Source organism: Imperialibacter sp. (assembly GCF_040222815.1).
Lineage (GTDB): Bacteria > Bacteroidota > Bacteroidia > Cytophagales > Cyclobacteriaceae > Imperialibacter.
The window spans coordinates 116161-137601 of sequence record NZ_JAVKCH010000048.1 but is presented as its reverse complement, the minus strand read 5'-3'; the positions used below and the strand labels follow the sequence as shown (position 1 = coordinate 137601).

Sequence of the window (21441 nt, the reverse complement as noted above, 5' to 3'; positions counted from 1 at the left end):
AATCTCTTAGGTTTCAGGGGAGGCGGGCTTTTGGGCTTTGCTTCCCTTTTTTATTGCCCCGGTTACCTCAAGCTGCTATCTGCTGCCTGACAAACAACCTCCAGATCGGGGAATCTCAGCTCCCTGACGAGGTGACATAAAGCAGCGCCAACTTTTTAGCCGCATAGGTTAGCAGCATTAACTTTGGCTATCTTTATATTTACAAAAAAAAAATTCACCACCTCTCCCCGAACGGTGTTAACTGCAACAAATATCATTTATGAAAGTCGCTCATATACGCTCCATTTTTCTAGGCCTGTTATTAGCCACATGCTCAGCCCAGGCACAAAACGTCCTCCAGCTCCACCCTCAAAACCCCCATTACTTTCAGTTCCAGGGCAAGCCTCTGATCATTATTGGTTCCGGCGAACACTACGGGGCGGTGATGAACCTCGACTTCGACTACAAAACTTATTTGAACACCCTTGGCAGCGAAGGACTTAACCATACCCGCCTGTTCACAGGTGCCTATCTGGAGAAGCAGGGCGACTTTGGCATCAAAAAGAACACGATGGCACCGGCAGACGGACGGGCTATTCTACCCTGGAAGCGGAGCAACCAGCCCGGCTATGCGCTGGGCGGCAACAAATTTGACCTGGATCAGTGGGATCCGGCCTTCTTTGCCCGGCTGAAAGACTTCATGACCCTTGCCAGCACAAACAAGGTGATGGTGGAAGTTTGCCTTTTCTCAGCTCATTATGGCGGTGGCTGGAACTACGCTGCCTTCAACCCCGCAAACAATATCAATGGCACGCCAGCGCTGGAGGCTAAAGAGGTGAATACCCTGAACAACAAAGGACTGCTGGCTCGTCAGGAGGCTTACGTGCGAAAGCTGGTACGGGAGCTGAACGGCTTCGGTAACTTTTACTTTGAAATACAAAACGAACCCTGGGCCGATAATACCGAAATTGTTTTCACCAGAAACGACTATGGTGAAAGCCCGTGGACGGACAAGATCCAGGTGGTATCGCAAGCGTCGAACGAATGGCAAAAGAAGGTAGCCAGCTGGATCAAAGATGAGGAAAGCAAGCTGACCAACAGGCACCTGATCTCGCAGAACATCTCCAACTTCTACTACCCCATTACTGAGCCGGATCCTCAGATCGACATTTTCAATTTCCACTACGCCTACCCAAGGGCTGCCAGCGAAAACTACTACCTCAACAAGGTGTTGGGCTTTAACGAAACGGGCTTTGCCGGAGGTGAAGACCAAACCTATCGCCGACAGGTATGGCAGTTTGTGATGGCAGGCGGTGCCCTGTTCAGCCATCTGGATTACTCCTTTTCTGTAGGCCAGGAAAACGGACAAGACACCACCTACGAATCTCCGGGGGGAGGCAGTCCTGCGCTGAGGAAGCAGTTTGGGGTACTGAAAACCTTCATGGAAACCCATGACTTTGTGAACCTGAAGCCCGATGCCTCGGTGGTGAAAGCAGCACCCGGTGCCACCACGCTGGCCATGAGCAATGGCAACGACATGTGGGTGGTGTATTGGGAATCGCTGGCAGTGAAGAGCTATGACATCTCGCTCAACCTACCGGCAGGCGGCTACACCACTGAATGGATAGATGTGACGACTGGGAAGGTTGTTTCCAGGGGCACAGTAACCGACGGAAAAGTGTCGGTGCCGGGGAATGCGGATATGGTGCTGGTAGTGAGGAAGAAGTAGAGAAAACCGCACCCTACTATTATGAGCATAAATACACATATATTATACGTTTACTAACGGATAGCATAGCTTTATGGGCTTTGTTTAGGTATTTTAATTATTAACTTGAAAAATAGTTATAAGGTGTGTAAACCAAACCCTTGGTTTACACTAGTGTTATGCACAAGAACGGCAAGAGCGGACTTGCTTTACAAAAATGAACTTGATGCCAGCAACTGACAAGTCGGATAAATTGGGACGCACCGACATACACTATGCAACCATAGAACGTAATTTACCCAAACTTCGGAGCATCATAGACTCTGGCGCAGATGTAAACCTCCAGGACAAAACCGGCTGGACACCTCTTCACTTCGCATGCCAGAACTACGATGTAGAATCTTGCAGACTCCTAATTCTAAATGGTGCGACCGTAGACGTCAAGGACCTAGACGGTAATACTCCACTCTTTAGAGCCACATTTAACTGCCGAGACAATTCCGGCGACCTCATAAAACTGCTAATGACCCATGGAGCCGACCCGGATGCACTTAACAATCACGGTGTGAGTCCAGCTTTACTAGCAGAAAGAATAGCGAATTATCCGGTTCGGCAGCATTTCACTTAAATTCATGCCTTTGCAGAATATCAAGCCAAATAGATGTGCATAACACGTGGCTAAAAATGAATGTGGGCTTAAGTGGTAGCCAGTCGTTTGTTGGCTTGGAATCTCCGCCACAAAAGTTAATTTTATCATCGGCGTGGCTAAGTGGTGATGGAGGCGGTACTGCCTAAAATCCCCCACTCATTTTAGCCGGGCGTTATAGTGAAGTACTGCGGGACTTGACTACAGAAGCGGATAAAAAAAAAGAAAGCGGCCTTTTCTCAGCTACTTGCAAACATTGGTGAAACTTTCTGTCGATCACTTGGAGACAGCAAAAAATAGACGCCTACAGATGTCAAGACTTGCTGCGGCTCGACTTGCCCTTTCCGCCGGATCAGAGCGACGCAGTATTCAGCGGAACCCAATGGATTTGTCTGCATGACGTCAGCCAAACATTATAATCTGATGTCAGGGTATACGGTACGTAATGACAAAATTTATATATGAAAGAAATAGCATTTGCCTTAGTTGTTCTATGCTTTGGTTGCGGAAGCAAGGAATACCCAGAACAACATGATTTGCATAATCATTTGTTAGAATATTCTACGATGACTTTTCATCATCAATCCATTGAGCAACTGTCAAACTTGCTAAAGCAAGATTCTGTAAGATATTCCGACATACTAGAACTGCGAAGTTCAACCTCTGAATTGATTAAATTCATCGATGACACCCAAGATCGAATGATTGAAGTTTCTGGAGGATATAACGAAAACGGGCTTTATTTTAATCCTCACTCAAAGGAGCAAATAGAAACCTTGATGATCAGAGAAGGCCTGGCAACAAAATTGAAAACCCAACTTGACGACTATTCCGATCTTTTAAAATCCTATGGTCTGAAACAGAATCAAATATCTATCAATCCTCAACAGAATCCGCTTCTTAAGCATGACCCTAAATACAATGCGTATTCATTTGAACGGTTGCATTTTGAAGATGCTGACTTAGTAGAGTCTATTTCAGCATTGCAGATGTACAAATCTGCCATACTTCTGAACGAGGGCCTAACAATAAATCTGATGCTATTTGAGAAATGCTCTCCGTAATATTCTGTAATCAAATCATGCGAAGATGGGCCGGCCGAAAAATCACTATAACACAAAGCTAAGACATCATGGGGCTTCACCTGTAAGGAAATGGCTGTGGGGATTGCAGTCCCCGCCACTTTGTGTATTTTTATTCATCGGCGTGGCTATTTGCGGAGGGCAGCGGTAACTCTTACCAATCCCCACGCTGCTTAGCTGGGTTAGCGTGAATATGATCGACTTGACGGATAAAATATGGCAACAGATCGACGGTGGATACCGAGCTGCTTTCGACGCATCCGTTCCACTGACTCTTTTGGAGGCTGCTCAAGATTCCGAAACGATAGCAGACATTTGGGAGCAGCTGTGGGAAGAACTGCACCATCAGGGTGACGTTGGACTCGCATCCTACTTAGCACTTCCGCAACTTGTTCGAATTGGCATACAAAAGAATCTCTTCGACTGGAACTTACTGGCTATCTGCTCAACCATCGAACAGCAACGACACGCTGGACACAATCCGCAGCTCCCAGCCGAGTTCCAAGACTACTACCTAAAAGGACTGTCTGCCCTTAGGGCTTTTGCAGTATCCAACCTGACCAAGGACCTGGACAAGACGACGCTGATCATGGCTTTGTCGGCGATAGCAACCTGTGGCGGGCAGATCAAACTAGGCAAGGCTATCATGGAAATGGAGGATGAAGACTTACTTGAGGAGTTCCTTCAGCAGTTTTGAAGTAGGACGGAAAACACGCTAACAAGGGCCTAAAAATGAATGTGGGCTTCGGCGGTTTTCAAGTATCGGTTGGCTTGGATTGCCCGCCACAAATTATAATTTTATCATCGCCTAACCTTCGCTAAAGCTACGGCTAGCAAAGCGTGGCTAAGTGCCAGTGGAAGCGGAGCTGCATAAAACTCCCACACTCACTTTACTGAGGCGTTGGGCTTCATTCCCGGAACGTAATGAGACAATTATTTACTGCGTGTTTTTTATCTTTTTGCCTAACCGGACATCTCGGCTGCTCAAACGTACAACAAGAAATGAAACTAGAGAACTTAATTGCTGACTGGATTTCAAACAACCAAATTTTAGCAACTGACCTTCAAGGAATTGAAGCATGTCATTTCGGAATTCTTGAGACAACCGAAGGATACATGATTTATTTAATTGGGGCTAAAGAATATGATCCAGACGACGATGACTGGGCAATCGAAGTCGATTTCGAACCGACCAATAAATACTTGGAAATTCCAACGGAACTGACCGACCAGCTTGACTGGATGGCTGTACTTGAACTGGTTGTAAAGTCCCTGGCGGACTACATAAGCTCGGACGCATTTACGAACAGTCAGCTAGCCAATGTAGACGTGATAACAACTGGCTTTGACGGCGGAGACCTAAGCCGAATAAAATGAAAAACGAAAGCCCAACACATGGATACTAAAAGTGAATGTGGGCTTCAGTCGTGATCAATCATTTGCGGGCTTGGAAAGTCCGCCACAAAGTATAAATTTATCAATTGAGTGGCTACTTTGTGAGGAGACGATTGTGGATTGCAATCCCCATGCACGAGCCCGTCGTTATGCATAATGCCGCGCTGGACAGATTAGTGCTTCGAACATTGGCACATTTGTTTGCCGCTCATTCCTGCGCTCCACCGAGCAAGCAAAAGAGCCAATTGACCTATCATACAAATGGGCATCAAGAAAGAGATAGAACATTTAAACAAACAAATTAGCTTTTACGACAGAGCAATACGTGCTATTTCCCCTACCAAGATTGCTTATTCTGAATTAACTTCTGTAATCGGACCAATTTTAACTTTGAACAAAGCAAGTCTTGAGAGTATACTCCTGCTCGTTGAAAATAAGCACTACCGAGACATGATCATTCTTTCAAGGCCCTTTTTGGAAGCTGTCATTAATGTCGGCTTTATATGCGCTGAAGGAGACGCTGCTGTCCTTAGCTCTAAGAAATATGCCTATCAAAAGGGGTATCGAGATCTGTTTCATGGTATTGACATAAATGGATTCAAGGTTGAAAAAGCACTTGCTGACAACTTAGATGAAATAGAAAAAGCAGCTCCAAATCATATGAAAGAGGCTTTAGCAGACTTCACAACGAAAAGCGGCAAGGAAATCAATAGCTGGACACCTGAAACTACTAAGCTGAAACTAGAAAAAATAGGAAAGACATACGGTCTGTACGTAAATGGCCTTTTGACATTTGCATTTTACAGTATATACCGAGACGTTTCTGAAATAATTCATAATTCCTACTATGGAGCAAGAATCTATTTAGGGATGCAGCAGAAGGATATGAGTGCATTCAATAGTTCTGAAGATGCAGCTAAATTCTTTAGCGAACATCAGGAGAGATTAGCAACACTATTTCTTCAACAGACTAATATTTCAATAAACGCCTTGCTCAATATTCTCAACCAAAAATTCCCAGTTGATTCAACGAAAGAGATATTTAGTGAATCTAATGATGCATTAGTGGCATATGCAGACACCGTCAAGACCATGAAAAATGATTGATTGGATAAATAATAAGTATGGAACAAATCTGACTGAGCAAGATATCTCAGAGGTAAAGAATTTTGCCCTTCTTTGGAATATATATGAAAACACCATATTTAATAACTCTTTTACAATTGATCAACTACAGCTTGAAATTGTAAATCGAAATCTTCAGTTAAATGACTTCAACGATATTTTGATTTATTTTCAGAATCGATACACTGCGAACGGAAATACAAATCAGCGCTTTGAAAATTTACACTTTCGTCCGAATGACAGAATGAATCTAGTGAGAGAATGCCTTTTGAATCTTAATAACAACCCTCATCACAAAATTTTGTCAGTTGGCATAATTGTGTACCGTTTTAGAAACAACTTATTTCATGGACTTAAGGACTTTATGCTTTTAGGGGAACAGAATGACAATTTCAGACATGCAAATATTTACATCCAGAATTTTTTAGACACCTAACGGCACCTTGTTTTTTCAATTGATGCTCCGACAACCACACCAATGCCGAAGCGACACATTCTAACCCACAGCCAACCCTTAGGCATCTGTGTGGTTAAGTGTCTGCAATGCGTGGAGCAGTGCATTACACAAGGTTATATGAAAAAATCATCTAACAATTATTTGGGCCTCATTGCCAAGACCTACTCACCGATTGTTGGTTATTCCTCATGAAAATCTCTATCTGACATACGAAAATCCGTATGTCATATCCGAAATTCTGCATGTGATAACCGAAAATCCATAACTGACATCCGGTTTTTCCGATATTGAAACCAAAAATGGGTAACCAACATGCAAATTTTCATAAGTGACATACAAAAATCCGTATGTTGTATCCGAAAATCCCTATATGACATACAAAATTCTGTATGTGATAACCGAAAATTTCTATGTGACATACGAAATCTCGTATGTCATATCCGAAATTCTGTATGTGATAACCAAAAATCCATAACCCACATCCAAATTTTTCGATACAGAAACCAAAAATGGGTAACTAACATGCGAAATTTCCTATGTAGAAACCAAAAATGGGTAACTGACATCTGATTTTTCCTAAGTGGAAAGCAGAAATCCGTATGTACTAGCCGAAAATTTCTAAGTGGTATACAAAACTTCGCATGTGATAACCGAATTATCCTATGTATATCCAAAATTTCGGATGTTAGTGACCGAAATTCCTGAAGTAGTACAGAAAAACAGGTAACCGGAACCGGCTGGTTTTGAAGCAGCTCCCAAAATCAGGGAACCACTTCCGAAAAATCGCAACAAAGTTACTATTGACTGCGAACCGGAAAGCCAGATAAGTGAAACAGATAGCAACGGTGTTACTCATGGCTTGCAGTCCATGCCGCTTTGTGTATTTTTATTCTACCGACAGCTATCGGTAGCGTGGCTATTTGCAGACGGCGGCGGTATCTTTTACCAGTCCCCAAGGGCCGCTTGGCTGAGCGCTAGTGGCAAGCAAGTAAAACAGAAGGCAATAACGTAACAACACATAAAAACAATGCAAGACACACTATTTGACTTTATATCAAAATACATTTCTCTGACAGAAGATGAGAAGAACGCAATACTTTCGTTAGACCTGTTTCGCTCGGTAAAGAAAGGGACAACTTTACTCAAAAAAGGCCAGAAATCGCAAGACAGCTATTTTGTTCTAAAAGGCTGTATTCGGATTTATTATATAGTAGACGGAGAGGAAAAAACAACAGCTTTCTACACAGAGATGGACGCCATAACGCCTCATTGTGTTATAAATAAAGCTCCTTCTGAATATTTCATTAGCTGTGTTGAAGACAGCATTCTTACCGTTTCAAATGCTGATATGGAAGTGGAAATAAACAGTAAATTTCCAAAGTTTGAACTCATGTGTAGAATATTGGCGGAAGAATTGTTAGCTAAACAACAAATAGACTTTGACGAGTTTAAGACCTCTTCTCCCGAACAACGATACCTGAACTTAATTCAAAACAGACCAGACCTTATTCAGCGTGTTCCACAGCACCAATTAGCGAGCTATTTGGGGATCAAACCTCAATCATTAAGCAGACTAAGAGCAAGAATTCTTGAAAGAAAAAGCTAAAACGTATTTCTTAACTTAAGTGAACGAGTTTTCGTATCCCGCCAATCTACTTTTGCACCATCGTTTAACAAAAAAGAGATGCAAAAGAGATTTTTATTCATTGGCTTAGTCTTAATGATGGCAAGTACATTTCAACTCAAAGCTCAGTATGCCAAACAAGACAGTACTTATAGAAAGTGGTTTGTTGGGAGTACATTGTTGATGTTAGGAAATTTTATTCCTGATGACCCAAATCCACCTAAGTATATCCAAATAAATGCAGGATACAGGATTACACCAAAAGACGTTGTTCAATTGAGATTTAAAAAATCCATTTATGCCTGGCCATTAGGCATCCCTTTCGGACCAGATTTTGATGCACCCGGACTAAACTATCCCGGACATGCACGCATACTTGCTCCTCAAATTGGGTATCAGCGATTTTGGTGGAAAGGACTCTATACATCTGTTTATGTATTGAATGCTTTTGAAAAATATATGGATGAGAATAAAAAGAAGGTTGGAAATGGATTCACATTATATACAGACTTTTATTTAGGTTACCAGTTTACCTTTTTTAAAAACCGCTTCTTTTTTGAGCCAGCCATTGGAGTTAGTTATTGGCCTGTGAGAACTAACGTTCCGGAATCTTTTAAAGCAGTAGAACAAGAATGGCCGAACTACTTTATTCAACCCGGGCTTGATTTTGGGTTTAAGTTTTAGTGATTTTGCGAAGATAGGAATGTGACTGAAACAGCAAAGGTGTAACACGAGCCTGCATCAGCGAGCCCCACACAAGTGGGGCTTCAGTGCTTTCAGGCAGATTAGTGCTTAATCAAACTCCAGTACTTTTTTGAAAGCTCAGTGCTTAAACTCCCCACCTGCGCATGGCTGCAAACCGCTAGTCCCTTATAAAAAATTCCTGGGGCTATTTCCTACATGTGATCAGTAAATTGAATGCCTAAGAGCGCTCAGCTATTCTGGCTTGAAAGGTTACTGGCAGGCTTTATAGACCCTAACATAATCCACCTCAAATTGATCAGGCAGTTCTGCATCAGAGCCCTCGTAATCTGGAGCCGCAAACATTTGAAAAACGATCCTCATAGGGTGGTCAAACGGCCATTTCCTCCAGTTGTCGCTAAACTTATCGAAAGTCCAGTAATGGCTCCCATCTATATAAAACTCCAAACGGTCTCTGTACCATTCCAGTCCATAAATATGAAATTGTTCGGTAGCATCTGGAAGAGAAACTGAAGTTGAATGCTTTTCTCTATTCCTGCCATTCTTCCAATTCGAATTCCTGGTGTGAATATTTGTATAAACGTCAGGAGCATTGTACCCCCAGTACTCCAAAATATCGATCTCCCCACAATTCGGCCACTCTCCGTATTCATCATACGACCCCAACATCCAAAATGCAGGCCAGGCTCTATTAGCAGTTGGGAGCTTTGCTCTGCACTCTATTTTTCCATATTGGTAATAGTCGACAGACGCAATATCAGCTCCGGTGTAAGCATATCCCTCATAATCTTCTTTGTGAAGTTCCATGATGAGTAAACCATTTTCAACTCTAACATTTTCCTGTCGATCTGTTCTGTAGGTGATACCATTTGGTGCTACTGAAGGCTCCCAGACTGTTTGGTCCAAGGAATCAAATTCATCCTCAAAAACCAGACACCAGTTCTCCACCGCAGGATCGGGGTCTTCTTCTTTACAAGAAACCAGAGCACTAAGAACAAATAGAAAAGTTAATCGCCGAACCACAACAAGTAATTTACAACCAAAATACAAAAACCATTAATACTAAAGCTATACAGCAAAAATGAATGCAGGCCTCATTGGTAATCTGGTGGTAGCAGGATTGGAATCTCCGCCACAAAGTTTACTTTTATCATCTGCCAGCCTTCGCTAAAACCACGGTTGGCAAAGCGTGGCTAGCGGCGAGGGAAGTGCATGACATTTAGCTACAAATCATTGACCGACCTTAGCAGGCAATGGATAAACGGGCTATTCATACTCAAAACTTTTACAAAATGATCAAGACAGAAATTGCAAAATCATTTTCAAACGGAGAATTTGTAAAAACGTATGAATTCATAGCCGATAATGCAGAGTGGGTAGTTGTACAGGAAAATAAATTTGTGGGCAAAAAAGCAATCATCGACAATTGCGAACAGGTGGCTAAATACTTTCAATCGGTGACAACCAACTTCAAGACCTCAAGCGTAATTGCCGATGGAAATAGTGTTGTAATAAGTGGAACTGCCGAGTTTTTAAGGGACAACAAACGAGTTTCATTTGTTTCGGCCTGCGACCTGTATGAGTTCAATAACAATAACCAAATTCAAAAAATAACTTCCTATTGCATACAGGCCAAGTGATAGCGCCCAACAAATTTTTGAAAGCGGAAGCCGATATGAGTAAGAAAAATAAGACATCCGAAACAGAAGTCAGTGTAGTTGATTTTGTGAACTCCTACGTGACCAATGACCAAAAGAAAGCAGATAGTTTTCAATTAATTGAGCTAATGCGGGAATGGTCGGGGTTTGAACCTAAAATGTGGGGGCCGACTATCATTGGGTTCGGCAGCTATCATTATAAATATGCAAGTGGCCACGAAGGAGATGCTCCTCTGATTGGCTTTTCTCCACGAAAAGCGGAGTTTTCACTGTATGTCCACTCGCAAACAGAAAAGACCAGGGGACTGCTGGAGGATTTAGGCAAGTTCAAAATAGCTAAGGCCTGCATCTACATAAAGAGACTTTCGGATATCAACACTTCGACCCTGGAAAAAATTTGTCAGGAGTCAATTGCGTATCTCAACGAACACCACGAATGTTCTTGCAGAGTAAAGTAGGACTTGAAACTGGGAATTCAAACCACGACCTGGACTGAGCTGCCCAGCTGGACAGAAGGGAAGGGTAAAAAATAGAATTGGGAGATTGAACCACTTAACTAAACGACATTGAATCTGTTTATATGAAAAATCCAGTTAATTATCTGTTTACACTCCTTGTAATGGCCGCCTGTAGCTCCACTTCGGACAAGGCTAGCGGCGATCTGCCAGAGGCCATTGACCAGCAGTCGATTCGCAAAATTGACGTGCATGCGCATTATCGCTATCCCCGACCCTACCTTTCCTCCTTTTTTCAGGACTGGAACATGCAGGCAGTGCTGGTGGATGTGGCTCATGAGGATTCTGCTAGCATCCGGCGCAGCTGGGAAGAGTATGTAGACATGAACATCGAAAACCCAGAGATATTCTATCTATGCAGTTCCCTGGTGGGTGTGGGCATCGATGACCCGGACTTTGCCACTAAAAACATTGAACGGCTGAAAGAGGAGATTGCCACCGGAGCCAAAATGGTGAAGGTGTGGAAGAACTTCGGCATGGTGACAAAAGATGCTTCAGGCAATTTCATCCAGATTGACGATGCCCGGCTACAGCCTATTTGGGATTTTCTAAAGGAAACCGGCATCCCCGTGATGGCCCATATAGGTGAGCCGGTACAGGCATGGCGACCACTGGACAACCCAATGAACCCGCACTACGAGTACTACAAAAACAATCCGCAATACCATGCATTCGCCCATCCTGAGATCCCAGGCTATGAAACCATCATCGCCGCCCGTGACCGGTGGATTGAAGCGAATCCTGACCTGCCTATTTTGTGCGCCCACATGGGCAGCATGTCGCACAGCGTGGACATGGTAGCCGAGCGCCTGGACAAGTACCCCAACATGATGGTAGAGCCTGCGGCCAGGTTCGGCGACCTGGCCAGCCAGAACAGCGACAAGGTGAGGGAATTCTACGTGAAGTACCAGGACAGGATCATGTTTGGCACCGACTTTGGGAACTACGATCCGGCAGAGGGCTGGACAGCCGAACAGCTAAACGCTGAGCAGGATGACCTCGATGCCACTTACAACGACCTGTGGCGGTACCTAAGCACCACCGACTCGCTGGTCATCAGGAAGCAACACACAAGGGGCCTGGGCCTATCCAGGGAGGTATTGGAAAAGGTTTACTTCCAAAATGCGAGTAATTTCCTGGGGCTTCAATAAATAACACTGCATCAGGTTCTTTTTGAAACCAGGGCCATCTGTTATGGCCCTGACTTAAAAACCGCCTGCGAGCTTTCTTAATGCAAATTCTTTACCTCGCTGGCAAGCTTCTGCAAAGTATCCTTGGCGTTGCCGAACAGCAACCTGGTTTTAGGGTCAAAAAACAGTTCGTTTTCGATGCCGGCATAGCCCTTGCCCCTGCCTCGTTTCATCACAATGATGTTCTTAGCAAGATGCGCATTGATGATTGGCATGCCCGCAATGGGGCTGCCGGGATTATTGATGGCGGCCGGATTCACGACGTCGTTGGCACCTATGACCACCACCACATCGGTGTTGGCTATGTCGGTGTTGATGTCATCCATCTCCACCAGTTGGCTGTAAGGCACATCGGCTTCTGCAAGCAGCACATTCATGTGCCCTGGCATGCGGCCCGCCACCGGGTGAATGGCGTACTTCACTTGCACACCCTTGTCGGCAAGCAGCATGTCGAGTTCATGACAAACATGCTGTGCCTGCGCCACAGCGAGGCCATAGCCAGGCACTATCACCACACTTTTAGAATAAGAAAGTAAAATGGCCGCATCGCTCATGTTGATTTCCTTCATGTCGCCTTCGGGCCCGGCACCGGCACTTGCCCCCGTCCCGCCAAACGCACCGAGAATTACATTGAGCAGCGACCTGTTCATGGCATTGCACATAAGCACCGTAAGGATAGTGCCTGCAGCACCCACCAAAATACCTCCCAAAATCATCGCCTGGTTGCCGTAGATAAAACCTGCCATGGTGGCAGCGATGCCCGTGAGACTGTTGAGCAGGGAAATCACAACCGGCATATCGGCACCGCCGATAGGCATAACGAAAGTGACCCCGTACACCAATGAAATGCCAAGCAGCAGATATAGCGCCCAGCTCAGCTCGCCCGCTGTTTGGCCTGACACCATCATATAAGCCGACAGCCCCACCACCACGAGCAGCAGAACCAAATTCAAGTATTTCATCCAGCCCGAGACAGTGTCGCCAACTTTTCCGTCGAGTTTGCCGTAGGCCAACATGCTGCCACTGAAAGCAACACTTCCCACTATCAGCCCCAGCAGTGTGGCCAGCCCAGAGCCCACATTGCCCATGTCGGTGTTGGGAAACTCGAGCATTGCCACCAGGGCCGACGCCGCACCGCCTGTGGCATTATAAAACGAGACCATTTGTGGCATCGCCGTCATTTGAATACGCAGGGCCATCACCCATCCCAGTACAGTGCCAACTCCCAGCGCCGCCAAAATGATCCATACATTAGCCAGTGGAATAGCCTCTCCCTGGCTGTCTTTGTGCAGCAGCAGTGTGGTGACCATGGCCAAAAACATCCCGGCAGCCGCATAGAAATTTCCCTTTCTGGCCGTTTCCGGATGGCTCAGTAGTCTTAAACCCACCACGAAGAGGAGAGCAGCCAGTAAATAGCTCAACTCGAGCAAAGCCCCGCCAAGGGTGAAATCGACACCATTTAAACTTCCTATTACCTGATCCATAGATGGTTTATTTCTTCTTCTTTTTGAACATTTCCAGCATGCGGTCCGTCACCACGAAACCGCCGACCACATTGAGCGTGGCAAAAATGATGGCAAGAATTCCCAAAATCAGCTCCAACGACACTTTTGACGCATCGGCATGACCAACGAGGATAATCCCGCCAATAATGATTACACCGCTTATAGCATTGGCGCCCGACATGAGTGGGGTATGCAATACGGATGGCACGTTGGAAATCACTTCAATTCCCAAAAAAACCGACAAGGCGATAATGAAAATGGCCTCTCTATAGGTGAAAAAGAAAACAAATACCTGCTCCATTAAATATCAATTAGCTCTCCAAAAAGTGATTTTACCCGGCTATTCAAAACTTCCCCTTTGTGGGTGATGCACGTGCCGACCACGATGTCATCTTCGAAATTGAGATTCAGCGACCCATCGTCGGCAATCAGCAATTCGAGGAAATTAAAAACGTTTTTTCCATACATCTTGCTGGCGTCTATGGGCATTAGCGACGGGTAATTTGATTGCCCGATAATTTTCACACCATGATGCACAACGGTCGCATTGTCCTTACTCAATTCGCAATTCCCACCACTCGATGCCGCCAAATCAACGATCACCGATCCCGGTCTCATTCGCTCCACTGCCTCCTTTGGAAGAAGCACCGGTGCTCGTCTTCCGGGAATCTGGGCCGTGCATATTACCACGTCAGCTTTTGCAGCATGGTCGTTGATGGCCTGTTGCTGCTTTTGTTTGAATTCTTCCGTTTGCTCCACCGCATATCCACCAGCCGCAGCGTCTTCTTTGGCACCTTCCACTTCGACAAACCTGGCTCCGAGGCTCATCACCTCCTCTCTTACAGCCGAACGTACGTCAAAAGCCTGCACCTGAGCACCAAGCTTTCTGGCGATGGCAATAGCCTGCAAGCCAGCCACACCTGCTCCCAGCACCAATACAGTGGCCGGACGGATGGTGCCTGCTGCGGTCATGAACATGGGGAAAAAGTTGGGGAGCTGGCTGGCCCCTTCCAACACGGCTTTGTAGCCTGAAACAGTAGCCATCGAAGAAAGCACATCCATCGCCTGCGCCCTCGATGTTCTGGGTATGGAATCCATGCTGAAGCTGGTAATGCCCTTTTGAAGAAACAGCCTCACAAGGTCTTTATTCCAAAGGGGATTGTATTGGCTTAGCCATACTGAATCGCTCCGCAATTGCTCAACCAGCTCAGGAGAGGGCTCTCCAATTTGCACCAGCAAATCAGATTTAGCCAAAACTTGCTCTCTGGAAACTATCTCCGCACCTGCGTCCTCGTATAACTGGTTGGATTGAAATGCTGCTAAACCTGCATCTTTTTCTACAAAAACCTGAACTTTTTGCTGAACCAATCTGGCAGCAATTTCTGGTAAAAAAGCGATTCTCTGTTCATTTTCGCTTTCTTTTAGAAGGCCTACAATCATTATTTTGCGTTATTAGCTATAGGGTGTATCTGCTACTTTCAAGGCAAATGAACGCATGGCTAAAAAAGTCCTGCAAACTTTATACTATCCAACTTTTGAGCCATTTCTGCACCAATTGCCAGGAAATATTTGCCTGTAAGTTATGCATTAAAAATCACGAAGCTTCCAGTCTTCATCTGCGCCTCTCTTTCATGCGCACCACTTCCCACATTCCCACAACCTGCGATAATAGCTTCAATATGAGTCTTTTGCAAAAATTTGCCAACTTATAGCATTACGTGTTTCTTATACAGACGCAGTTTAGCCACCCGCCATGTACAGCAGTCAGCCATTTTCAGGGTTACTTATTCATTTCGGCTTGATGAATCGATTCTTTGTGTTACTTTCCTAAACGAACTGCAAACGTCACCAGGCTGATGATGCCAGAAACTACTCCACAACGACCCCATTATGACCAGTAATAATTTTAATATTCAGGGTCTTTCAGCTAAAGAAGTCCTCAAAGCCAGGACGAATCATGGTGCCAACACATTGAACTACAAAAAAGAGAGCAGCGTGCTCGAAGCCGTCAAAAGCATTGCCGCAGAACCCATGGTTATGCTGCTGTTGGCGGTTTCCTCCATCTATTTTTTTACCGGCAATCTCGGTGATGGCCTCTTCCTGGCAGCGGCCATTGTGTTAGTAGCGGGCATTTCTCTGTATCAGGACTCCCGCAGCCGCAATGCCCTGGAAAAGCTCAAAAATTTCACTCAGCCCATGTGCAAGGTGATAAGAGACGGCGAAACGGTAGAAATAAAAAGTGAGGAACTGGTGGTGGGCGACAGCCTGATGATTGAAGAAGGCAATACCATTGCCGCAGATGGCGTTATCGTGCATTCCAACGATTTTTCAGTCAACGAATCGATTCTCACTGGCGAGTCGATGGCAGTGTATAAAGATGCTTCCAAAGAAGATAACAAGGTTTCGCTGGGCACAACAGTGGCCAGCGGATTGGCCATTGCCACTGTCACAGCTGTTGGCAATGCTACCAGCCTCGGCAAGATTGGCAAAAGCCTTGAAGACATCGCCGAAGAAAAAACACCGCTGGAAAAGCAGATAACGAACTTCGTTAAAAAGATGGTGCTGATCGGCGCCGTTGTCTTTCTGATTGTATGGGCCATCAATTATTTCCAGTCTTACAATGTGCTGGACAGCCTGTTGAAAGCGCTGACACTCGCCATGAGCATTCTGCCGGAAGAAATACCCGTGGCCTTCACCACGTTCATGGCCCTTGGTGCCTGGCGACTGATGAAGCTTGGCATAGTGGTGAAGCAGATGAAGACCGTGGAGACACTGGGCAGCGCCACGGTGATTTGCACTGATAAAACCGGCACACTAACCGAAAATAAAATGAGTCTGGCCAGCCTTTTCGTCCTGTCGTCGCAGGAAGTGGTGGATGCCAGCCAGCCACTTTCAGCAGAGGCTCAGTCTCTTGTTCGGTTGGCCATGTGGGCCAGCGAACCCATCCCTTTCGACCCGATGGAAGTGGCACTGCACAACGCCTACGGAAAATCAGCAGTACCTGATGAAAGACCAGCTTTCAACATGATCCATGAGTATCCGCTGGGTGGGAAACCGCCGATGATGACGCATATTTTTGAAGACCAAGAGGGTAAAAGAATCATTGCTGCCAAGGGCGCCCCCGAAGCCATGATCGCCGTGTCCAGCCTGTCGGCAGGTGAAAAGGAGCAAGTGCATGAAGCTATTAACACCCTGGCTAAAGATGGCTTTAGGGTGCTCGGAGTAGGCGAAGCCCGTTTTGATGGCAATGACTTCCCGTCTACTCAGCAGGAGTTTGCCTTTGCTTTCAAAGGTCTGGTGGCCTTTTACGATCCACCAAAAAAGAATATTCCGTTGGTGCTGGAACAGTTTTACGCCGCAGGCATCCAGGTAAAAATAGTAACTGGAGACAATGCCCTCACTACGGGGGCCATTGCCCGACAGGTGGGCTTCCACGGGTTCGATAAAAGCATCAGCGGTGATGAGTTGATGCAGCTAACGGAAGACGAGCTGAAGGAAAAAGTAGAAGAGATGCAAGTATTCACCCGCATGTTTCCCGAAGCCAAGCTGAGAATTATTAATGCCCTGAAAGCCACGAACGAGATTGTGGCCATGACAGGCGACGGCGTAAACGACGGGCCTGCCTTGAAAGCCGCCCATATTGGCATTGCCATGGGCAAGAAAGGTACAGAAATCGCCAAGCAGGCAGCGTCGCTTATTTTGCTGGAAGACGACCTTTCCAAAATGGTGGAAGCAGTGGCCATGGGACGGAAAATCTATACGAACCTGAAAAAAGCCATCCAGTATATTATTTCCATACATATACCAATCATCCTTACTGTGTTTCTTCCACTGGCTCTGGGCTGGATATATCCCAATATCTTTTCGCCCCTGCACATCATTTTGCTTGAGTTGATCATGGGGCCTACCTGCTCCATCATCTATGAAAATGAGCCTTTAGAGAAAAATACAATGATCCGAAAACCACGACCTTTCAGCAGCACTTTCTTCAATTCGAGGGAGCTTACCACCAGTGTGGTGCAAGGGTTGGCAATCACAGCGGGCACCTTGCTCACCTACCAGCTGGCAGTGAATGCAAGCGCCAGTGAAGAGGTGACCCGCACCATGGTTTTTGTGGCCCTCATCTCTTCTAACATTTTTCTCACACTGGTTAACAGGTCGTTTTTCTACTCAGTCCTCACCACATTGAAGTATAAAAACAATCTGGTTCCACTCATTATCGGCATCACTGTCCTTATTCTAGGGTTGCTTCTTTTTGTGCCTCCGCTTACACGGTTCTTTGGTTTTGGCCCCCTTGGTTTGGGACAGTTAGGCACAAGTGGCGGAATTGGTTTCCTGTTTGTGATTTGGTACGAGATGGTGAAGCGGCGAAAAAGGAGAATGGCTTCAAATTGATAGAGCTTATCCGCATTGCCTGGTGAGTAAAGGCTGATTTTTCTGAATGATATCTCCCGGCTTTTTGTTGAAAGAATAGAAACAATTAACAACACTATTTAATTGCAAAGCCATGAGCTACAGCATAAATAAAATACTAAAGGGTAAAAGCTTCGATGAAGCAACAGAACAAGTGACCGCTGAATTGAAAAAAGAAGGATTTGGGGTACTGACTGAGATTGACATCAAAGAAACGCTGAAAAAGAAGCTGGATGTAGATTTCAGAAAGTACAAAATTCTTGGTGCCTGCAATCCGCAGTTCGCTTACAAAGCCCTGCAAAGTGAGGATAAAATCGGCGTATTCCTCCCTTGTAACGTGGTGGTACAAGAGCAGGCCAACGGAGAAATTGAGGTGTCGGCAGTTGACCCAATCGCTTCCATGGGCTCAGTAAAAAACACAGACCTGGAAGGCATAGCAAAGGAGGTTCAGCAAAAGCTAACGAGGGCAATCAATAACCTTAATTGATCCCTGAGGAAACAGGCTGCTATTCATGATGAACCGAAACGGTGCAGTTGCATGAAAAACATCAGGCAGATATGGCACGATCTGGCTATAGCCTATTCGCAAGATCAGGTATTGATTGATAAGCTATGGCAGGAGATTGAAAATGCGTATTTGTCATCTGGTCGGCACTACCACAATTTGAACCATATTGAATATATGGTCGGCCTGGCCACAGCGCATAAGTCGCAAATTGCTGATTTTGATGCACTTTTATTCAGCATTTTCTATCACGACTTTGCGTACAACGCTCTCAGGAATGACAACGAGGAGAAAAGTGCTGTGGCCGCCAACGACGCACTACGGATGCTGGGAGTTCCCGAAGAAAAAATAGAACGATGCGCAAAGCAAATATTGGCGACAAAGGAGCATACTGCCACACAAGACAGCGATACCCAGTACCTACTCGATATTGACCTGGCAATTCTGGGAGAAAGCTCTGAAATCTATCAGACATACATCAGGGCAGTGAGAAAGGAGTATGCTGTTTACCCCAACTTTGTGTATAGAAAAGGGAGGAGAAAGGTGGTTCAGCATTTCCTGGACAGGAAAAGAATTTTCAAAACTGACGCATTTCATTCGAGGTATGAACTTCAGGCAAAAGCTAATCTTACTCACGAACTAATGGAGCTCAGTAACTAGAAAGGATACCCAATGGCAAAATTGAGCACCGGGTTTTTCCAGTCAAATCCGAAGCGCTCTCCTTTGGGCAAATAAGGCTTCTGAATGGGAGCTGCCAGGTCGAGCCTTATCACAAAATTCTGAATGTCCACCCGCAAGCCTGTTCCCACGCCAACCCCCAGCTCCCTAATAAACCCGGAAGTGAACTTGCCACCGGGCAACGCAGCGTTTTCGTTGGTCAGCCAAACGTTGCCCGCATCGGCAAACAAGGCACCTTTAAGAAACGAATAGATCGGAAACCGATACTCGAGGTTGGCCTCCAGCCTGATGTCGCCAGCCTGATCGAAAAATGAGCCTACGTTTTCGCTATCGGGATAGTAGGTGCCAGGCCCCAACGACCGCACCCTGAAAGCCCGAACACTGTACGGCCCCCCGGAAAAGTACTGTTTGGAGAAAGGCAGGGTCACTGAATTACCAAAGGGGAAACCAAAGCCAGCAAAAAGCCTCGTCACAAGCTTCTGCGTCTTACTGATGTAGGCATAATGCTGAATGTTGATGTCGCTCTTGTAGTACTGGGCATACTCCAAACCAAGAAAGGTGTTTTTCTCTGTCTGTGAAGCCACCTTGTTAAGTAAACCCAGTCCGTTGCCTGCTACATCCACATTAAGCGTTACAAAAAACGGATTCCTGATGCCCGAGCTTAATAGTTCGTTGTAGGTAAAGGTGTAGGTGAGGCCTCCTATAAACTTCTGGTCAAAGCTGCTTTGCAAAAACTCATTTTCCGCCAGTATGGTCTCAAACTCCGGCGACGTATTGACAAGGTTCACAACATTGACACTCAAGGGAGTCAGCTCATGATAAACATACCTGCTGGCATTCCAGTTGTAGCCAAAGGAGCCTGTGACTGACTGCAGGGTGTATAGCTTACTCCTATTCAGGTACTCAACCCCCGTGCTAAACCGTGTTTTAGGCACTGCGTATTTAAATTTTCGACCCACTTCACCCGGGAAGAGGAGCCTCGGGAAAACAAGATCACCTTTTAAGCCCAGCTGCACACTACTTAGGCCGGTATTGTCGCCTTTGATCAACTGCTGCTCATAGCCAGCCTGACCCGTGAGGTTCAGTGTTTCTCCACCCCGAAAAAGATTGCGATTGCTGTATGTGAGCGAAAGTGAGGGCCCAACAAAATTATTAGATTTCGTTACCCCCTGAAGTTCTGCTCGGAGTGCACGTTTTTTAAGTGGTGACAGGTAAATATTGGTCGCCAAATAACCCAAAGTATCACCGCCGTTTTCCTGGCCTACCTCATCGTAACGAATATTCACAAACTTGTAGGTGCCAATCGACGAAAGCCGGTTGCTTGTTCGTCGTGAGTCAGTGGGATTGTACCTCTTGCCCTTTTCAAGCAAAACATAAGGCGCCAGGCGCCGGGGCTGAAAAAAGCCCGAGTCCTGAATAAATTTGATTTCCGACAGTGTTACTGTGTCATTCTTCACGCCTTCGTTCAGTGAATAGTGCGGAAACACATTGATGGACGCAACTTCATAAGGAATCACCGACTTATGAGGCACATCTTTCTTGAGCCTTAGAAACAGGTCGACAGATTTATCTGCGAGCCCGTTGGTGTCGGCCTCAAAAATGAGGAAGTCAGCATTGAAATTGTAGTAGCCCTTGTTCTTCAGGAAAAGGTCGATCCGATCCCGCTCTGTTTTGAAACGCTCCAAATCGAACCGGGCACCCGGTTTAACAAAGCCACTGCGTTTCATGTATTCACTAATATCGTTGTAAATGGGCAGCGTGCCGCTATCTAGCTGATAGCTATTAATCGTGTAGGGTTCCCTCACACGCACCCTGTATCTAACCAAGCCGGCATGCTTTCCCTTTTTTTCAATTGAGCTAATGTCGCTTCTGAAAAAACCACGGTTTTCCAGTCGGTTGTTCATCAGCTCCTCTACCCGCAAGGGATTAACGTCGGACATGTACACTGGCTCCTCTCCTATTTTTTTATTAATAAAGCGGTAGTAGAGGCCAGGGTGTTTGCGTTGGGCCTTGTAGTGGGCCAGCAACCCGAGACGGATGCCTAGTATTTTGGAGTTGGGTTCAGGCATCATCACAGTTTCCAGCTCGTCTTCTATCTCACTGAGGTGCCACACTTTGGTCTCCGCTTTCAAGTCGATCTTTGACCCTGTATAGAGCAATTCGCCCTCCGGGATAAATTTTTTTACCCGACAGGAAACCATGCCTGCAACAAAGCACGCCGCAACAAAGACCGGTATTTTGATGAATGCCTTCAAACTC

General features: G+C 45.7%; 19 protein-coding genes. 14 read left to right on the top strand and 5 right to left on the bottom strand.

Translation table 11 applies throughout. The features are described 5' to 3' along the window. The first annotated feature begins 259 nt into the window (after positions 1-259). The 8 genes from RIF36_RS23540 (at position 260) to RIF36_RS23505 (ending at position 8700) form a co-directional block, all read left to right on the top strand. Positions 260-1708 carry a hypothetical protein gene (locus RIF36_RS23540; protein ID WP_350120240.1) on the top strand — a complete coding sequence of 483 codons (1449 nt, stop codon included), beginning with the start codon at positions 260-262 and terminating at the stop codon, positions 1706-1708. 205 nt (positions 1709-1913) lie between these two features. Continuing rightward, positions 1914-2315, top strand: coding sequence for an ankyrin repeat domain-containing protein (locus tag RIF36_RS23535; protein ID WP_350120243.1), 402 nt, complete (start codon positions 1914-1916; stop codon positions 2313-2315). Positions 2316-2794: 479 nt separating this feature from the next. Next, positions 2795-3397 (top strand): hypothetical protein, encoded by a 603-nt coding sequence (locus RIF36_RS23530; RefSeq protein WP_350120246.1) that lies wholly within the window; start codon positions 2795-2797, stop codon positions 3395-3397. A gap of 211 nt (positions 3398-3608) precedes the next feature. Next, complete coding sequence (locus tag RIF36_RS23525; protein WP_350120249.1) at positions 3609-4112, top strand: hypothetical protein; 504 nt, start codon at positions 3609-3611, stop codon at positions 4110-4112. Between the two features lie 305 nt (positions 4113-4417). Next, positions 4418-4792, top strand: a complete 375-nt coding sequence (locus tag RIF36_RS23520; RefSeq protein WP_350120251.1) for a hypothetical protein — start codon at positions 4418-4420, stop codon at positions 4790-4792. 279 nt (positions 4793-5071) lie between these two features. After that, positions 5072-5917 carry a DUF5677 domain-containing protein gene (locus RIF36_RS23515; protein WP_350120253.1) on the top strand — a complete coding sequence of 282 codons (846 nt, stop codon included), beginning with the start codon at positions 5072-5074 and terminating at the stop codon, positions 5915-5917. Between the two features lie 1502 nt (positions 5918-7419). Next, positions 7420-7998, top strand: coding sequence for a Crp/Fnr family transcriptional regulator (locus tag RIF36_RS23510; protein ID WP_350120256.1), 579 nt, complete (start codon positions 7420-7422; stop codon positions 7996-7998). A 78-nt stretch (positions 7999-8076) separates the two neighbouring features. Next, positions 8077-8700, top strand: a complete 624-nt coding sequence (locus tag RIF36_RS23505; protein ID WP_350120258.1) for a hypothetical protein — start codon at positions 8077-8079, stop codon at positions 8698-8700. Between the two features lie 270 nt (positions 8701-8970). On the opposite strand, the gene RIF36_RS23500 is transcribed toward RIF36_RS23505, so the two are convergent. Then, positions 8971-9666, bottom strand: a complete 696-nt coding sequence (locus tag RIF36_RS23500; protein ID WP_350149693.1) for a glycoside hydrolase family 16 protein — start codon at positions 9664-9666, stop codon at positions 8971-8973. Between the two features lie 344 nt (positions 9667-10010). Here RIF36_RS23500 and RIF36_RS23495 point away from each other — a divergent pair, with 344 nt between their 5' ends. The 3 genes from RIF36_RS23495 to RIF36_RS23485 all read left to right on the top strand — a co-directional run bounded on the left by RIF36_RS23495 (position 10011) and on the right by RIF36_RS23485 (position 12042). Further along, positions 10011-10358, top strand: a complete 348-nt coding sequence (locus RIF36_RS23495) for a nuclear transport factor 2 family protein (RefSeq protein ID WP_350120261.1) — start codon at positions 10011-10013, stop codon at positions 10356-10358. 35 nt (positions 10359-10393) lie between these two features. Further along, positions 10394-10834: a DUF1801 domain-containing protein gene (locus tag RIF36_RS23490; protein WP_350120263.1), complete on the top strand. Its 441-nt coding sequence runs from the start codon at positions 10394-10396 to the stop codon at positions 10832-10834. A gap of 122 nt (positions 10835-10956) precedes the next feature. Beyond that, on the top strand, positions 10957-12042 hold the full coding sequence (locus RIF36_RS23485; RefSeq protein WP_350120266.1) for an amidohydrolase family protein: 1086 nt from the start codon (positions 10957-10959) through the stop codon (positions 12040-12042). Positions 12043-12119: 77 nt separating this feature from the next. Here RIF36_RS23485 and RIF36_RS23480 read toward each other — a convergent pair whose 3' ends face one another. From RIF36_RS23480 to RIF36_RS23470, 3 genes are read right to left on the bottom strand one after another with little or no spacing between them, the layout of a single operon-like run. Next, the gene (locus tag RIF36_RS23480) at positions 12120-13565 is read right to left on the bottom strand and encodes an NAD(P)(+) transhydrogenase (Re/Si-specific) subunit beta (protein WP_350120269.1); all 1446 of its coding nucleotides are present in this window, start codon (positions 13563-13565) and stop codon (positions 12120-12122) included. A 7-nt stretch (positions 13566-13572) separates the two neighbouring features. Continuing rightward, positions 13573-13887: an NAD(P) transhydrogenase subunit alpha part 2 gene (locus RIF36_RS23475; protein WP_339793075.1), complete on the bottom strand. Its 315-nt coding sequence runs from the start codon at positions 13885-13887 to the stop codon at positions 13573-13575. Further along, on the bottom strand, positions 13887-15026 hold the full coding sequence (locus RIF36_RS23470; RefSeq protein ID WP_350093062.1) for a Re/Si-specific NAD(P)(+) transhydrogenase subunit alpha: 1140 nt from the start codon (positions 15024-15026) through the stop codon (positions 13887-13889). Before RIF36_RS23470 ends, RIF36_RS23475 begins: the two co-directional genes overlap by 1 nt. 450 nt (positions 15027-15476) lie before the next feature. Between RIF36_RS23470 and RIF36_RS23465 the strand changes: the two genes are divergently transcribed. From RIF36_RS23465 to RIF36_RS23455, 3 genes are all read left to right on the top strand, one after another. Further along, the gene (locus RIF36_RS23465; RefSeq protein ID WP_350120272.1) at positions 15477-17981 is read left to right on the top strand and encodes a cation-translocating P-type ATPase; all 2505 of its coding nucleotides are present in this window, start codon (positions 15477-15479) and stop codon (positions 17979-17981) included. A 112-nt stretch (positions 17982-18093) separates the two neighbouring features. Further along, positions 18094-18486, top strand: coding sequence for a DUF302 domain-containing protein (locus RIF36_RS23460; RefSeq protein ID WP_350072119.1), 393 nt, complete (start codon positions 18094-18096; stop codon positions 18484-18486). 51 nt (positions 18487-18537) lie between these two features. After that, the gene (locus RIF36_RS23455; protein ID WP_350120275.1) at positions 18538-19164 is read left to right on the top strand and encodes an HD domain-containing protein; all 627 of its coding nucleotides are present in this window, start codon (positions 18538-18540) and stop codon (positions 19162-19164) included. Here RIF36_RS23455 and tamL read toward each other — a convergent pair. Continuing rightward, a complete protein-coding gene (gene tamL / locus RIF36_RS23450) occupies positions 19161-21437 on the bottom strand; it encodes a translocation and assembly module lipoprotein TamL (protein WP_350120278.1) in 2277 nt (758 codons plus the stop codon). The genes RIF36_RS23455 and tamL overlap by 4 nt on opposite strands. Positions 21438-21441 lie beyond the last annotated feature (4 nt).

Excerpts from the sequence above, each read along its gene's own strand:
- RIF36_RS23490 (WP_350120263.1), top strand. The coding sequence starts at position 10,394 with ATGAGTAAGAAAAATAAGACATCCGAAACAGAAGTCAGTGTAGTTGAT.
- RIF36_RS23525 (WP_350120249.1), top strand. The coding sequence starts at position 3,609 with ATGATCGACTTGACGGATAAAATATGGCAACAGATCGACGGTGGATAC.
- RIF36_RS23460 (WP_350072119.1), top strand. The coding sequence starts at position 18,094 with ATGAGCTACAGCATAAATAAAATACTAAAGGGTAAAAGCTTCGATGAA.
- RIF36_RS23455 (WP_350120275.1), top strand. The coding sequence starts at position 18,538 with ATGAAAAACATCAGGCAGATATGGCACGATCTGGCTATAGCCTATTCG.
- RIF36_RS23470 (WP_350093062.1), bottom strand. The coding sequence starts at position 15,026 with ATGATTGTAGGCCTTCTAAAAGAAAGCGAAAATGAACAGAGAATCGCT.
- RIF36_RS23540 (WP_350120240.1), top strand. The coding sequence starts at position 260 with ATGAAAGTCGCTCATATACGCTCCATTTTTCTAGGCCTGTTATTAGCC.
- RIF36_RS23510 (WP_350120256.1), top strand. The coding sequence starts at position 7,420 with ATGCAAGACACACTATTTGACTTTATATCAAAATACATTTCTCTGACA.
- RIF36_RS23535 (WP_350120243.1), top strand. The coding sequence starts at position 1,914 with ATGCCAGCAACTGACAAGTCGGATAAATTGGGACGCACCGACATACAC.
- RIF36_RS23515 (WP_350120253.1), top strand. The coding sequence starts at position 5,072 with ATGGGCATCAAGAAAGAGATAGAACATTTAAACAAACAAATTAGCTTT.
- RIF36_RS23530 (WP_350120246.1), top strand. The coding sequence starts at position 2,795 with ATGAAAGAAATAGCATTTGCCTTAGTTGTTCTATGCTTTGGTTGCGGA.
- RIF36_RS23475 (WP_339793075.1), bottom strand. The coding sequence starts at position 13,887 with ATGGAGCAGGTATTTGTTTTCTTTTTCACCTATAGAGAGGCCATTTTC.
- RIF36_RS23480 (WP_350120269.1), bottom strand. The coding sequence starts at position 13,565 with ATGGATCAGGTAATAGGAAGTTTAAATGGTGTCGATTTCACCCTTGGC.
- RIF36_RS23485 (WP_350120266.1), top strand. The coding sequence starts at position 10,957 with ATGAAAAATCCAGTTAATTATCTGTTTACACTCCTTGTAATGGCCGCC.
- RIF36_RS23465 (WP_350120272.1), top strand. The coding sequence starts at position 15,477 with ATGACCAGTAATAATTTTAATATTCAGGGTCTTTCAGCTAAAGAAGTC.
- RIF36_RS23520 (WP_350120251.1), top strand. The coding sequence starts at position 4,418 with ATGAAACTAGAGAACTTAATTGCTGACTGGATTTCAAACAACCAAATT.
- RIF36_RS23505 (WP_350120258.1), top strand. The coding sequence starts at position 8,077 with ATGCAAAAGAGATTTTTATTCATTGGCTTAGTCTTAATGATGGCAAGT.
- RIF36_RS23495 (WP_350120261.1), top strand. The coding sequence starts at position 10,011 with ATGATCAAGACAGAAATTGCAAAATCATTTTCAAACGGAGAATTTGTA.